Here is a 14,104-nt window from a genome sequence, read left to right on the forward strand (position 1 = left end):
GAAATTTAGGCATTATTCAAGCACTCGGTCAGCGCCTGCAAGAACAGGTTGTTTTCTTCCTGGGTGCCGATGCTGATCCGAAGGTGATTCGGCATTTCGTAATTTGCGACCGGTCGGACAATCACGCCCTTGCGGAGCAAGGCCGCATAGACCGGCGCTGCGGGCTCGCTCAGATCGACCGAAACGAAATTGCCGGCCGACGGAATCCAGCCGAGGCCGAGGTTCTTGAAACCTTCGGTCAGCTGCTTCATGCCGAGCGTATTGTTTTTGATCGTATTTTGCAGATGCTCGCTGTCGTCGAGCGCGGCTTCGGCGGCGGCCAGGGCCAGCGAGTTGTTATTGAACGGCTGCCGGACCCGGTTCAGAATATCGGCCATTTCAGGGCTCGATAAACAGTAACCGATGCGCAGTCCGGCCAGGCCGTAAGCCTTCGAGAAGGTGCGCGCGACCACCAGGTTCGGGCATTGACCGAGCCAGTCGATCGCATCCTGCTCGCCCTTGCGGTGCACGAATTCGTAATAGGCCTCATCGAGTACGCAGATGCAACTTGCCGGCAGCGATTTGATGAATTCTTCCAGTTGCGACTGCGGCAGCAGCGTGCCGGTCGGATTGTTCGGATTCGCGATGAACACCACGCGGGTCTCGGCATTCACCCGCGCCCGGATCGCCTGCAAATCGTGTCCGTAATTCACCGCCGGCGCGACGACCGACTTGGCGCCGACGGCCTGGGTCACGATCGGATAGACCGCGAAGGCATGCCGGGAAAAAACCGCATTCAGGCCGGGCGCCAAAAATGCCCGCGCGACCAGTTCCAGAATTTCGTTCGAGCCGTTGCCGAGCGTGATTTGCGCAGGCTCGACGTTGAACTTCTTCGCCAAGGCATTTTTCAAACTGAAACCGCTGCCGTCCGGATATAACGCCAATTCCGACAATGTCTTTCGCATCGCGGCCAACGCTTTCGTGCTCGGCCCCAACGGATTCTCATTCGATGCGAGCTTAACCACGCGCTCAAGCCCTAACTCGCGCTGCAATTCTTCGATCGGTTTGCCGGGCACATAAGGAACCAGTTGTTGGACGCCGGCAACGGCAAGTTGGGAAATGGATAGCGCTGTGGTCATAAGGTCTCGTTGTCTGGTCGCGGCACTAAGCCGAAAAAATCAAAGCACGGCCTTCGGATAGGAGCCGAGCAATTTGAGCATGTTCACATTGGCTTTCAACAGGGCCAAGGCTTCCGCGACCTTCGGGTCTTCGCTATGGCCGTCGATGTCGATGAAAAACACATATTCCCATAAGCCCTGACGAGACGGCCGCGATTCGATATTGACCATGCCGATGCCGAATTTCGCAAACGACTCCAGCGCCCGATACAGCGCACCCGGCTGGTTGCCGGTCGAAAATACCAATGAAGTTTTATCCTTGCCGGTCGAAGCGGAATCCTGCTTGCCGATCACGATGAAGCGGGTCGTATTGTTCTCTTGGTCCTCGATATTATTTTCGAGCACCGGCAACTGATAAACCTCGGCCGCCGCCAGTCCTGCGATCGCGGCGGTGTGTTTATTGCTCGACGCCAGACGCGCGGCCTCCGCATTGCTGCTGACCGCGGTCACCTTCGCCTGAGGCAGATGCTTATCGAGCCAAAGCCGGCACTGCGCCAGCGACTGCTGATGCGAAAAAATCTCGGTAATCCCGGCCAGCGACTCGGCATGCCCCATCAAGTTTTGATGCACGCGCACTTCGACCTCGCCGCAGATTTTCAACGGCGAAATCAGAAAGCGGTCCAGCGTATGATTGATCACACCTTCGGTCGAGTTTTCGACCGGCACCACGCCGAAATGGCACTTGCCCAGCTCGACCGCGTTGAACACATCGCCGATCGCCGCGACCGGTATCGTATTCACCGAGGAGCCGAAATGCTTGAACACCGCCTGCTGGGAAAAAGTGCCTTCAGGGCCCAAAAAAGCCACTTCGAGCGGCTTTTCGAGCGCGAGACAAGCCGACATCAACTCGCGGAAGAAGCGCATCGCGGTATGATCCGGCAGCGGTCCCTGATTCAAATCTTGAATCCGCCTCAACACCAACGCTTCACGGTCGGGCCGGTAAAACGTGCCCTGCTCGCCTTCGGCGATCTTGGTCTTCGCAACCTCCTCCGCGCATTGTGCACGCCGATTGATCAGTTGCAGAATTTCCGCATCGATCGCATCGATTTCGGTTCTGATTTCCGCAAGAGGTCTGACAGACGACATAGGGGCTCCCTCCGGCTTCGACCTGAGCTTAGTGCGTTCTTTCGAACTCGGCCATGAACTCGCGCAAGGCCTTCACGCCGGCCTCAGGCATCGCGTTGTAGATGCTCGCGCGCATGCCGCCGACCGAACGGTGGCCTTTCAGCTCGAACAGTCCGTTCGCTTCCGCCGCCGCCAGGAAAGGCTTGTCGAGCGCCTGATCTTTCAGGATGAACGGCACGTTCATCCGCGAGCGGTAAGGCACATCGACAGGGTTGTTATATAGGGATGATTTGTCGATCAGATCATACAACAGCGCGCTTTTCGCGATATTGCGCTGTTCGATCGCGGCCACGCCGCCCTGCGCCTTCAACCATTTCAGCACCAGGCCGACCAGATACCAGTTGTAGGTCGCCGGCGTATTCAGCATCGAACCGTTCTTGGCCTGATCCGCATAATTGAATACCTGCGGCGTCGTTTTCGGTGCATGGCCGATCAGATCGTCGCGCACGATCACGACCGTCACACCGGCGGGTCCCATGTTCTTTTGCGTACCGGCATAGATGATGCCGAATTGGCTTACATCGACCGAACGCGACAGGATGTTCGACGACATGTCGGACACCAGGGTCAGCCCTTGGCTGTCCGGGATAGACTGGAATTCGACGCCGTGGATCGTTTCGTTCGAGGTATAGTGCAGATACGCCGCGTCCTGATCGATAGCCCAGCCGGCTACGTCCGGAATCGTCGTAAACTTGGACGCTTCGGAATTCGCGCTGAGCACGACCTCGCAATAATTGCCCGCATCCTTGATCGCCTTTTCGGACCAGGCGCCGGTGTTTACATAGCAGGCCTTGGTCTTGCCTTGCAGAATGTTTTGCGGAATCATCGAGAACTGCGCGGTCGCTCCGCCTTGCAGGAACAGCACCTTATAATTTTCCGGAATCGCCATCAATTCGCGCAAATCCTGTTCCAGCTCTTCGGCGATGATCGAGAAAAACTTGCCGCGATGGCTCATTTCCATCACCGACATGCCGCTGTCCCGCCATTCGATCATTTCATCGCGCGCCTGGACCAACACTTCTTCGGGGAATGCCGAGGGGCCGGCGCTAAAATTAAAAACTCGTGACATGATCACTCTTCTCCTGATTCCAATTCGCTGTCTGTATCGTCCGCATCCTGATCCGATGCAGTCTCTTGTTCGTTGCTGCCTTGTTCGCCGACGACTTCATCGACATCGACATCTTCATCGTCCTCTTCGCCGGCCAGGCCTTCGATCCGATCGACGCCGATCACCTTTTCCTTTTTATCCAGACGAATGATCGTGACGCCCTGCGTGTTGCGGCCGACGACCGAGATGCCTTCGACCGGAGTGCGCACCAAAATGCCGCCGTCGGTGATCAGCATGATTTCATCCAGATCGTTGACCAGCACCGCACCCACCACGGCGCCGTTGCGCTCCGAGGTTTGAATAGCGATCACGCCCTGACCGCCGCGGTTATGGCAGGGGAATTCCTCGAGCCGGGTGCGCTTGCCGTAGCCGTTTTCGGTGATGTTCAAGACCGTGCCTTCGGTGCCGATGATCAACGAAATGACCTCTTGTTCTGCCGCCAGGCGCATGCCGCGCACGCCGGCCGCGTTGCGGCCCATCGGCCTGACGTCGGTTTCGTTGAAGCAGACCGCCTTGCCGTCGCTGCTGAACATTAAAACATTCTGGCTGCCGTCGGTGATCGCGACGCCGACCAAGCGATCGCCTTCCTGCAAATCAACCGCGATCTTGCCGCCGGTACGCTGGCGTTCGAATTCGTTCAACGGCGTCTTCTTGACCGTGCCCAGCGAGGTCGCCATGAAAATATACTTATTTTCGCTGAACTCCTGAACCGGCAGCATCGCATTGATCTTTTCGCCCTGCTCCAGCGGCAGCAGATTCACGAACGGCTTGCCGCGCGAGGTGCGGCTGGCGATCGGCAATTGATACACCCTAAGCCAGTAGGCCTTGCCGAGCGATGAGAAACACAGAATCGTATCGTGGCTGTTGGCGACGATCAGTTTATCGACAAAATCTTCCTGCTTGGTCGCGATCGCCATTTTGCCGCGGCCGCCACGCCGCTGCGCCTTGTAGTCGGTGAGCGGCTGAGCCTTCACGTAACCCTCGTGCGACATCGTGACCACCATGTCTTCCTCGGTGATCAGATCCTCTTCGGACAAGTCCAGGCGGTCCTGAATGATTTCGGTGCGGCGTTCGTCGCTGTAATTGTTCAGAATCTCGACCAGCTCTTCACGCACGACTTCCATCAAGCGAATGTCGCTGCCCAGGATTTCCAGATAGCCGTCGATCAGCCTCAGCAATTCCCGGTATTCATCGACGATCTTGTCCTGTTCGAGTCCGGTCAGACGGTGCAGACGCAGTTCCAGAATCGCCTGCGCCTGAGCCTCGGAAAGACGGTACATGCCGCCTACGATGCCGAACTCGGGCGGCAAGTCTTCCGGACGCGAACGGTCGGAATCGGCGCGATCGAGCAGGGATGCGACCAGCCCGGCATTCCAGGTTCTGGCCAACAAGCCGGCCTTCGCCTCCGCAGGACTCGCCGAGGTCTTGATCAGTTCGATCATCTCATCGATGTTCGCCAGCGCGATCGCGAGACCTTCCAAAATATGCGCCCGCTCTCTGGCCTTGCGCAGGTTGTAGACGGTCCGGCGCGTGACGATCTCGCGGCGGTGATCGATGAACGCGCTCAGAATCTCTTTCAGATTCAGGCAGTGCGGACGGCCGTCGAGCAGCGCGACCATGTTGATCCCGAACACGGTCTGGAACTGGGTCTGCTTGTACAGATTGTTCAACACGACTTCGGGCATCTCGCCGCGGCGCAGCTCGATCACCAGGCGCATGCCGTCTTTGTCGGACTCGTCGCGAATAGCGGAAATGCCTTCGATCTTGCCTTCCTTGACCAGTTCGGCAATCTTGATCTGCAAATTCGCCTTGTTGACCTGATACGGCAGTTCGGTCGCTATGATCGCCTGGCGGCTGCTGTCGCCGATGTCTTCGAAATGGCAGCGCGCGCGCAGATAAATCTTGCCGCGGCCGGTCGTATAGGCGCTGTAAATGCCGGAGGCGCCGTTGATGATGCCGGCGGTCGGGAAATCCGGCCCCGGCAGGTGCTCTATCAGTTCGCGGATCGTGGTTTCGGGATTATCGATCAACGCCAGACAGGCGCCGATCACTTCGTTCAGATTATGCGGCGGAATATTGGTCGCCATGCCGACCGCGATGCCGGAAGAGCCGTTGATCAGCAAGGTCGGAATTCGGGTCGGCAGCACTCTCGGCTCGGACTCGGACTCGTCGTAGTTCGGAATGAAATCGACCGTTTCCTTGTCCAGATCGGCGAGCAATTCATGCGAAATCTTCGCCATCCGCACTTCGGTATAACGCATCGCGGCGGGGGAATCGCCATCGACCGAGCCGAAGTTGCCCTGGCCGTCGATCAGCATGTAACGCATCGAAAACGGCTGCGCCATCCGCACGATCGTGTCATAGACCGCGGTGTCGCCGTGGGGGTGGTATTTACCGATCACGTCACCGACGACGCGCGCGGATTTTTTATAAGGCTTGTTCCAGTCATTGCCGAGCTCGCTCATCGCATACAGCACGCGGCGGTGCACCGGCTTCAGGCCGTCCCTGACATCCGGCAAGGCGCGCCCGACGATCACGCTCATCGCGTAATCGAGATAGGACTGCCGCATCTCGTCTTCAAGATTTACAGGAATGATTTCTTTCGCGTAGTTTGACATGGCCACTTCATTCTAAGCAAAGCCGCCACGCTGTTTGCGCTGACCGGCCCTGCTGGTTCCTACATTCCTTCCCAGACACGCCGGCGATGTGCTGCGGAAAGATCAGGTTGAATCGGTAATTAACCCGCGCATTGTAGCAAATTTCGCTTTGTTCGTCGAAGTTTGTAAGCGCCCAGGCGATGCAGGCCTAGCCATGTTATGAGGCTTATTGTTGCTTATACACATCGCTCCGCATATCTACTTTCAAAACCAGCACAGTCATAATGTCGTCTTCGATATGGGCGATAACGCGATATTTCCCGATGCGGTATTTCCAAAAATCGCCAAGCTTTGATCCCGTCAAAGGGGCGCCCAAGCTGCGCGGGTTATCCGATTGCGCAAGCCGCTCAGTGAGAAACTTTAAAATTCTGCGGGCAACCGTTCTATCCAATTTCGCCAGTTCGCGCTCCGCGGCCGGGTCGAACTCAATCTTCCAAACCATATTGTTTCAGCACCTCTTCGAGCGGAATGGTTTGCGTTCGCCCGGCGCGAATTTCAGTCAAACGCTGTTCGGCCAGATAAACGTCTTCCATATCGTCCAAGTGCTGCTCGATGGCTTGCCGTGCATAAAACGATTTGCTCCGTCCTGTCAGTTTTGCGAGTGAATCCAGACGTTTTTCCAGGTCCTCAGGCAGTCGTATCGCTAACATGGGCATATCCTCTATCAATACATGTTATACAAGTATAACATTATCGCACTAATTGCAGCTGTGGCTATATCCCGCGCCGGCCATAGCATGAGTCTGGCCGCCGATGTATTCGCGTTTGAATTCGGATGCGAGTTCGGATTTCACGCCATTATAATATCGGTCGATGAAGTCAAGCCATCCGCCGCGCCGAGCAAATCATCGAGTTAGCCTCATGTCAACGATTCAAATTATCGCCGATGACCGCGAAAGCCAATCCGGCGTCATCGAAGCGTTTAGAAGGCAAAACGGAACCGAGGTTTCGGTGCGTCGTCTGGCCGTGGGCGATTACCTACTAAACGAAAGACTGTTGTTCGAGCGAAAAACGCTACACGATTTCGCCGTTTCCCTGAAGGACGGCCGATTATTCGAACAAGGTAATCGCCTCGCCGCATCGCCGCTTCATAAGGCCATCATCCTCGAAGGACGCCCGCATGATCTGTCCGAGAGCGGCATGCGGCGCGAGGCCTTACAAGGAGCGATTATCAGTCTCACCCTTTTTCTCGGCATTCCCTTACTGCGTTCCGCCGACGCCGAAGAAAGCGCAAGACTGATGCTTTACGCTGCCCGCCAGTTCGACCAAATTGCCCGGCAGACGCCGCCCCGACTGCTCAAAGGCAAGCGCCCCAAAGGCAAACGCAAAACCCAACTGCGGATACTCCAATCGCTCCCCGGAATAGGTCCGGACATCGCTTATAACCTATTGGAAGCATTCGGCAGCATTGAAGCCGTTCTCACGGCCGACGAGCAAGCCTTGTTGGAGGTTGCCGGAATTGGTGCGAAACGGGCAAAATCGATTCGCTGGGCTGTCGGCGAACAATTGGCGAACTATTCCACAATTAACCCGCCCGTATAAAGTCAACACTGTTTTTTTCTTTAATGAAGTTCGGTGTCCATATCCATGCGCTCGGTCAGTTCTCGCAGTTCCGGGGAAAAATGCACCGGATAAACCGGCGCATTTTTCAATACCCGCAAACCGTCCGGCAAACGGCTTAATTGCTCTTTCGCATACGCCCTGCTCTGTTCAAGCGCCGGCAGCGGCTCGACCAGTTTGCCTTCCTGCATAATCGCCTTGAGCAACGGTTTCCCCTCGCAAGACGCATCGGCCAGCGTGATCGTATCGCCGGCCAACTTACCGTCAGCATCGAAGCGCCGATACACCTGTTTGGTTCCGGGCCAGGTCGCCTTGCCTTCGGAACGCTTGCGGCGCGGGATGCCTGCATATTCCTGCAGTTTGTAGGCGCAGTCCAGATACGGCGCATCCTCGGAGGTGTCGAGATGGGTGCCGATGCCGAAGCCGTCGATCGGCGCGCGTTCCAGGATCAATTGTTCAAGACTGTATTCGTCGATATTGCCGCTGGCAAAAATGGTCGTTTCATCGAGACCGGCCGCATCGAGTATGGCGCGCACATGGCGCGCATGCGCGGCCAGATCGCCGCTGTCGAGCCGCACGCCCTTGATCGGAATGCCCAGGGCCGCCAGTTTCGGCGCGAGTTCGACGACTTTCTGCGCGCCGGCTTCGGTATCGTAGGTATCGATCAGCAGCACCACATTGCCGGGATTGGCGAGAGCGAAATGCTCGAAAGCCTCGCTTTCGTTTTGATGCGCCTGGATAAAAGAATGCGCCATCGTGCCGACCACCGGAATGCCGAAATGCCGGCCGCCGGCGACCGTCGCGGTGCCGCTGAAACCGGCCAGATAGGAGGCCCGGGCCGCCAACAGCCCGGCCTCGCCACCATGCGCGCGGCGAAAACCGAATTCGACCAGCTTTTTATCCGGCGCGAGCAGCACCGAACGCGCCGCTTTCGAGGCGATCAGGGTCTGGAAATGCAGGATATTGATCAGCCGGCTTTCGACGAATTGCGCTTCGGCGATCGGCGCGGTGATGCGCAGGATCGGCTCGTTCGGAAAAAACATGGTGCCTTCCGGCATCGCATGCACGTCGCCGGTAAAACGAAATTGTTCGAGATGCCGCAAGAAATCCGTTTTGAAAAATCGCGTACTTTCTAGCCAGCCCAACTCGGCGGACGTAAATCGCAAATTTCGCAGATAATCGACCGCCTGTTCGAGCCCCGCCGCGACCAAAAATCCACGGCTGGCCGGAAGCCTCCGCACGAACAATTCGAATACGGCGGTGTCCTGCATGTGCTGCCGATAATAGCCTTGCAGCATCGTCAACTGGTAAAGATCGGTCAACAACGCGCCGCTTGCGATCATGAAATTTGGTCCGAGCTGATCAATTGGGCGCCGTTTTGCCGCATCGTCTGCAAGGCCCTGTCGCCGTCATCGGGCTTCACATTGACCGCGCGCACAGCATCCTGCAATAAAAAAACCTGATAGCCCAGTTTCAGTGCGTCGAGCACGGTGCGCAAGACGCAATAATCGGACGCCAAACCGGCGACGAAGAGCCGACTTATGCCGGCGCGTTCGAGTTTCGCCCGTAAATCCGGGACCTCGAAATCCGAGTACCCCTCGCTTTCACGCCGCACGCCTTTGGAAATCACTTGCACCGTCTTCGGTTGCAACAGACTCGCCGAAAATTCGGCGCCGAATGTCTCCGCGACGCAATGCGGCGGCCACGGCCCGCCCTGCCCGGCAAAAGACCAATGATCGACCGGATGCCAGTCGCGCGTCAGAAAGATAGGATGGCCGAGCGTGTTGAATTTCTCGATGCAGCGATTGATGGCAGGAATGATTTGCTCGCTTCCGGATACCGCAAGGCTGCCGCCGGGCAGGAAGTCGTTCTGAATATCGATGATCAGCAAGGCATCGCGGGTCTCGATAGCTTCTGATTTCATGATGCGAAAACCGTTGGAAATGTCATCTACTCTTTAGACTGCATTTCCTGCCGGAATTCATTCATATCGGCATTGTCCACGCGGTCATAGATTTCTTCGACCGTCAGCGTCAGTCCGATCGATTCGAACGTTACCGAATCGCCCAGGAAATAATATTCGGACAGCCAATGTTTATGCCTGCGCAGCACTTGCACCGACACGAAGTCCGATTCAATCATCACATATTCCTGCACGGACGGCAGGTTGATATAGCGCAGCAGTTTTATGGTTGCATCGGTCTTGCGGGTCGACCGGGACAAGACTTCGACGATCAGCAGCGGATTTTCTGAATAGGTGTCGGCACCGCTCATCTTGCTGCAATCGACGACCACGTCCGGGTACACGTAATCCTTGCCGAGCCGGACCTTCATGTCGGCCATGAAAGGCGTACAGGGATTGCCTTCGAGGTGGTTGCCGAATTTCCGGAAGACATTGCCGGCAATGCAGTTATGGTTATACCCAGCGCCGGCCATCGCATAAACCTGGCCGTCGATGAATTCGTGCTTGATGTCGGAAGTCAGCTCGGATTTGAGATACTCTTCCTCGGTCAGATCAATTTCTTCGTGTACCTTCTGTAAGGCCATGACTCGATCTCCTGGGCTCGACTGAGTTGCGTCCGCCATTATAATCCTCCGGCTAACTCGAAAGAATACTGACGGGACGAACTTTAAACCGGCAGCGCGCTGTATTATGTCTTATAAAACTCGCTGCTGCCGTCCAGGTCGCCGGTCTGGTTGTAAAGCAGCGGCTGCCCCGCATGCAGCATAGCGCCGGCCAGCACCTCGCAGACCGCGATCTGGTGATCGCCGGCCTCGGCATAATGACTGACCCGACAATCGAAATAGGCCAGACCGCAACTGAGTGCAGGCGCGCCGGTTACTCCGGTACGCCAGTCGAAACCGGCCATCTTGTCCTTGACCGAGCGGCCGAAATGCTCCGCGACGGCATATTGATCCCGCCCCAGCACGTTGACCGTGCAAATGCCGCCGGCCTTGAGCAATTGATAGGAATAATGCTCGGGATTGATGCTGACCGCCAACAGAAAAGGATCGAAGGAGACCTGCATCACCCAGGCGGCGGTGAAGGCGTTTTGACGCTCGCCGTCGCTGACGCCGATCACATAGACGCCGTGGCTGATCAGTTTTGCAAGCTGGTCGGGATTGTCGATCATCCGTGCGCCAGCTTGATCCGCATCGACAAATCGACCGCCTTCACATGCTTGGTCAGCGCGCCGATCGAGATGAAATCGACGCCGGTTTCGGCGATCGTGCGAATGTTATCCAGGCCGATGTTGCCGGAGGCTTCGAGCTCGACCCGGCCGGCCGTGATGTTGACCGCGCTGCGCAGGTCGTCGAGGCTGAAATTATCCAGCATGATGCGGTCGGGTTTGGCCGCGAGCGCTTCCTGCAATTGCTCCAGGGTTTCGACCTCGACTTCGACCGGCACCGCGGTCAGCTCGCGCGCGATCCGGATCGCCGCGCTGATCGAGCCCGCCGTCATGACATGGTTTTCCTTGATCAATACGCCGTCGTACAAGCCGATGCGGTGATTATGGCAGCCGCCGACCGCGACCGCGTATTTTTGCGCCTGCCTGAGCCCCGGGATCGTTTTACGGGTATCGAGCACCTTGCAGCCGGTTCCGGCCACCGCCTCGGCATAGCGCCGCGCAACGGTCGCGGTCGCCGACAAAGTTTGCAGTAGGTTCAGCGCGGTGCGTTCGCCGGTCAGCAGCGCGCGGGCCGGACCTCCGAGCCGGCATAAGGTGACGCCGGCATCGACCGCCTCGCCTTCCGCGCACAGCCAATCGATCCGGACGCGCGGGTCCAGTTCCTTGAAGACCGTATCGAACCAGGCCTGTCCGCACAGCACCATCGCCTCTCGGGTCAAAACCTCCGCTTCGGCGGTGACGGTCTCCGGAATGATCGCGGCGGTGATGTCGCCGGAGCCGATGTCTTCTTCGAGATAGGGTTTTATATCTAACGCTTTTAGTGATGTCATTGAGAGCTTTTAGAATTTAGTGCATTCCCACGCCACGCACCAATACCATTAAGTTAAGGCCGCTTTCTCCTTCTCCCGGGGGGAGAAGGGACTGGCCATCTTTCACTTAATGGCAGTGGCGTCAAGCATAAGTAGGTTAAGGTGATTATCTCGCACTGGAGGCACGCATCAAAGCCCCCGAACTCGCCACGCGCTGCTTGATCGCCTGCGCCAGTTGATGCACGGCCATCGCATATTTGTTGCTGTTGTTATAGCGTTTGATCACCTTGAAATTGGGAAAGATGCGCCAGTATTCGTTGCCTTCGTAGGCGCTCAATTCGATTACGCCATCAGCATTTCGCTCGCCGTTGCTCGGCCTGGCGACCTGGCCATTATAATGCCAGCCGCTCTTCGAAAAATAATGCGCGACGCTGCCGATCGCATCATGCGGATGCCAAAGATTGCGCTTTCCATCGTGATTGAAATCGATCGCCAGACGGCGGAAGCTGCTCGGCATGAATTGTCCGTAGCCCATCGCGCCGGCCCAGGAGCCTTCCGGTTCGCGCGGATCGAAATCTTCCTCGCGCGCCATCAGCAAGAAGCTTTCGAGTTCGGACATGAAAAATTGCGAACGCCGGTGGGTGTCGAACGACAGCGTCGTCAATGAATCGAAGATATTCGTTTTTCCGAAATTGCGGCCGAAATAGGTTTCGACGCCGATGATCGCGACGATGTATTCCTGATCGACGCCGTATGAAGCGCTGGCCTTGCGCAACACGTCCGCATTCTCGAGCCAGAAGTTCGCCCCGTTTTCGATATGCTGCGCGGTCAGAAACTTGTTCCGATAGCGCGTCCAACTGCCGGGCTTGGAAGGCCCCTGCGAAGGTTCCGGGCTTTCCAGACGGATCACCGAATCGAGACGGTTGGCGCGGGAAAACAGCCCGTTCAGATAGCTTTCCGAAAACCCGTGCTTGCGCACCATATCTTGAATAAAGCCGCGCACGGCGGGGTAATTGGCGTAAGTGCCGGCAAGCCCCCCTGACGAATAGCCACGAGAGGGCGACGCCTGACTATGCCCCCCCGGATATTGCGCGACGGGCGGCTGCATGACGGGCCTCGAGGCCGGCGCTTGCGGCCTTTGGTAGCCGTATTGTTCGTACGGTCTTGGCCCCTCGCCGGCGCAACTGGCGAGCAGCGCGGACATTGCCGCAATAGGGAAATGCTTAAAAATTCGGGTAGTCAAGTTGAGCCTCAATTCGTGTAATTATTTTCCGGTAGGCGAGCGAAAAGCTTAGCCTCTGACTTTTTCAGCTTGCTTCGCTCAGCGCACAAAGTTATAGTCATCCGTAGCCAGCCCGTTCCCGGCCAATTGGCCGGTAATCATTGTGGATATTTTTTCATCATTTTTGCCGGCCAACAACCTATTTTCAGACCGTTTGACCTATTCCTTGCGTGCTTTAGGGATTCTAAAGCCAAAATCGCAGCATCTTTGTTCATTTGGCATTGTTTATGACTGGCTTCGACACGGTTTTCGAGAAATAATAGAAGAGCCCATCGGCAATGGCTGCGTCAGGCGACTCACTTTTTTCACACTTTTCCTTTCCCATGCGAATAGATCGGCACTGGCTGACCGGAGCGGTCCGGATTGAATCACCTAATTTTGATGACAGAGCTGACCCGGACGATATTTCGCTGATCGTGATTCATTGCATCAGCCTGCCGCCGGGAGAGTTCGGCTACGCCTACATTGACCAATTATTCTGCAACCGACTGGACCCTGCGGCCCATCCGTATTTCGAGAGCATTCATCGCTTGCAGGTCTCGGCGCATTTGCTGATCAAACGCGGCGGTGAAGTCACGCAATACGTTCCGTTCGACAAACGCGCCTGGCACGCCGGGGTCTCGTCGTATCAGGGACGCGAACGCTGCAATGAGTTTTCGATCGGGATTGAACTGGAAGGCGCCGAGGAGATGCCTTATACCGAAGCGCAATATAGCATGTTGGCGGCGGCGATAACCGCCTTATTGAAGGCCTATCCGAAGCTATCGAAGCAGCGTATCACCGGCCACAGCGATATAGCGCCGGGACGCAAGACCGATCCCGGCGCGGCATTTGATTGGGCAAAATTGCGGCAATTGCTGGACGCGGCTGCCGGCTGAGCCGCGGCGGAAACGCACTCTATTTATAGAGATGCTCGACCGGTTTTTCGGCAGTCCATGCCATCCAGCCGATCACGATCCGGTAAATCAGCAGCAAGAGAATAGGCAATAAAAGAAAATAGCCGATGCCGGAAAACATCAAAAAGCCGGCCACCGCAAATCCTGCCAAAGTAATCCACACCGTATTGATTTGCCATTCGAAATGCGATTCGAGCCAGGTACCCTTGACCTCGTCCCGCTTCATGAAATTGATCACGATGCCTATCAGCAAGGTCACGCCGGCAAAACCGAACGCCAACACCTGGCATAGGTAGACGATTCCGGTCAGCGTTTTTAAGGACGCCATTTTTTCGGCATCGTCTGGTTGCGTCGATTCGCTCATGGTGAACTCCTGAGT

General features: G+C 56.6%; 15 protein-coding genes. 2 read left to right on the forward strand and 13 right to left on the reverse strand.

What is annotated here, in order from left to right; translation table 11 throughout:
* Nucleotides 1-5: 5 nt before the first annotated feature.
* From hisC to relB, 6 genes are all read right to left on the reverse strand, one after another.
* Nucleotides 6-1,118, reverse strand: a complete 1,113-nt coding sequence (gene hisC / locus METLA_RS0111870; RefSeq protein WP_024298760.1) for a histidinol-phosphate transaminase — start codon at nucleotides 1,116-1,118, stop codon at nucleotides 6-8.
* Between the two features lie 39 nt (nucleotides 1,119-1,157).
* The gene (pheA, locus tag METLA_RS0111875; protein ID WP_024298761.1) at nucleotides 1,158-2,243 is read right to left on the reverse strand and encodes a prephenate dehydratase; all 1,086 of its coding nucleotides are present in this window, start codon (nucleotides 2,241-2,243) and stop codon (nucleotides 1,158-1,160) included.
* Between the two features lie 28 nt (nucleotides 2,244-2,271).
* Nucleotides 2,272-3,351, reverse strand: coding sequence for a 3-phosphoserine/phosphohydroxythreonine transaminase (gene serC, locus METLA_RS0111880; protein WP_024298762.1), 1,080 nt, complete (start codon nucleotides 3,349-3,351; stop codon nucleotides 2,272-2,274).
* A 2-nt stretch (nucleotides 3,352-3,353) separates the two neighbouring features.
* Nucleotides 3,354-6,008: a DNA gyrase subunit A gene (gene gyrA, locus METLA_RS0111885; protein WP_024298763.1), complete on the reverse strand. Its 2,655-nt coding sequence runs from the start codon at nucleotides 6,006-6,008 to the stop codon at nucleotides 3,354-3,356.
* A gap of 205 nt (nucleotides 6,009-6,213) precedes the next feature.
* Entirely contained in the window at nucleotides 6,214-6,489 is a 276-nt protein-coding gene (locus tag METLA_RS0111890) for a type II toxin-antitoxin system RelE family toxin (RefSeq protein WP_024298764.1), read from the reverse strand.
* Entirely contained in the window at nucleotides 6,473-6,697 is a 225-nt protein-coding gene (relB, locus tag METLA_RS0111895; protein ID WP_024298765.1) for a type II toxin-antitoxin system RelB family antitoxin, read from the reverse strand. Before relB ends, METLA_RS0111890 begins: the two co-directional genes overlap by 17 nt.
* 211 nt (nucleotides 6,698-6,908) lie before the next feature.
* Here relB and METLA_RS0111905 point away from each other — a divergent pair, with 211 nt between their 5' ends.
* Nucleotides 6,909-7,589, forward strand: a complete 681-nt coding sequence (locus METLA_RS0111905; protein WP_024298766.1) for an ERCC4 domain-containing protein — start codon at nucleotides 6,909-6,911, stop codon at nucleotides 7,587-7,589.
* A gap of 20 nt (nucleotides 7,590-7,609) precedes the next feature.
* Here METLA_RS0111905 and METLA_RS0111915 read toward each other — a convergent pair whose 3' ends face one another.
* From METLA_RS0111915 to METLA_RS0111940, 6 genes are all read right to left on the reverse strand, one after another.
* The gene (locus tag METLA_RS0111915; protein ID WP_024298767.1) at nucleotides 7,610-8,950 is read right to left on the reverse strand and encodes a nicotinate phosphoribosyltransferase; all 1,341 of its coding nucleotides are present in this window, start codon (nucleotides 8,948-8,950) and stop codon (nucleotides 7,610-7,612) included.
* Nucleotides 8,947-9,531 (reverse strand): isochorismatase family protein, encoded by a 585-nt coding sequence (locus METLA_RS0111920; RefSeq protein ID WP_024298768.1) that lies wholly within the window; start codon nucleotides 9,529-9,531, stop codon nucleotides 8,947-8,949. Before METLA_RS0111920 ends, METLA_RS0111915 begins: the two co-directional genes overlap by 4 nt.
* Nucleotides 9,532-9,557: 26 nt before the next feature.
* On the reverse strand, nucleotides 9,558-10,154 hold the full coding sequence (locus METLA_RS0111925; RefSeq protein ID WP_024298769.1) for a Uma2 family endonuclease: 597 nt from the start codon (nucleotides 10,152-10,154) through the stop codon (nucleotides 9,558-9,560).
* A 104-nt stretch (nucleotides 10,155-10,258) separates the two neighbouring features.
* Nucleotides 10,259-10,741 carry a flavin reductase family protein gene (locus tag METLA_RS0111930; protein WP_024298770.1) on the reverse strand — a complete coding sequence of 161 codons (483 nt, stop codon included), beginning with the start codon at nucleotides 10,739-10,741 and terminating at the stop codon, nucleotides 10,259-10,261.
* The gene (gene nadC, locus METLA_RS0111935; RefSeq protein ID WP_024298771.1) at nucleotides 10,738-11,568 is read right to left on the reverse strand and encodes a carboxylating nicotinate-nucleotide diphosphorylase; all 831 of its coding nucleotides are present in this window, start codon (nucleotides 11,566-11,568) and stop codon (nucleotides 10,738-10,740) included. The genes METLA_RS0111930 and nadC overlap by 4 nt, the downstream gene beginning before the upstream one ends.
* 145 nt (nucleotides 11,569-11,713) lie before the next feature.
* On the reverse strand, nucleotides 11,714-12,790 hold the full coding sequence (locus METLA_RS0111940) for a lytic murein transglycosylase (protein WP_245598786.1): 1,077 nt from the start codon (nucleotides 12,788-12,790) through the stop codon (nucleotides 11,714-11,716).
* A 362-nt stretch (nucleotides 12,791-13,152) separates the two neighbouring features.
* Here METLA_RS0111940 and ampD point away from each other — a divergent pair, with 362 nt between their 5' ends.
* Nucleotides 13,153-13,707, forward strand: coding sequence for a 1,6-anhydro-N-acetylmuramyl-L-alanine amidase AmpD (gene ampD / locus METLA_RS0111950; RefSeq protein WP_024298773.1), 555 nt, complete (start codon nucleotides 13,153-13,155; stop codon nucleotides 13,705-13,707).
* Between the two features lie 19 nt (nucleotides 13,708-13,726).
* Here the strand turns inward: ampD and METLA_RS0111955 are convergent, their stop codons facing one another.
* The gene (locus METLA_RS0111955) at nucleotides 13,727-14,089 is read right to left on the reverse strand and encodes a DUF4870 family protein (RefSeq protein WP_024298774.1); all 363 of its coding nucleotides are present in this window, start codon (nucleotides 14,087-14,089) and stop codon (nucleotides 13,727-13,729) included.
* Between the last annotated feature and the right edge of the window lie 15 nt (nucleotides 14,090-14,104).

Origin of the sequence: Methylomicrobium lacus LW14 (assembly GCF_000527095.1) — a bacterium.
Taxonomy (GTDB): domain Bacteria; phylum Pseudomonadota; class Gammaproteobacteria; order Methylococcales; family Methylomonadaceae; genus Methylomicrobium; species Methylomicrobium lacus.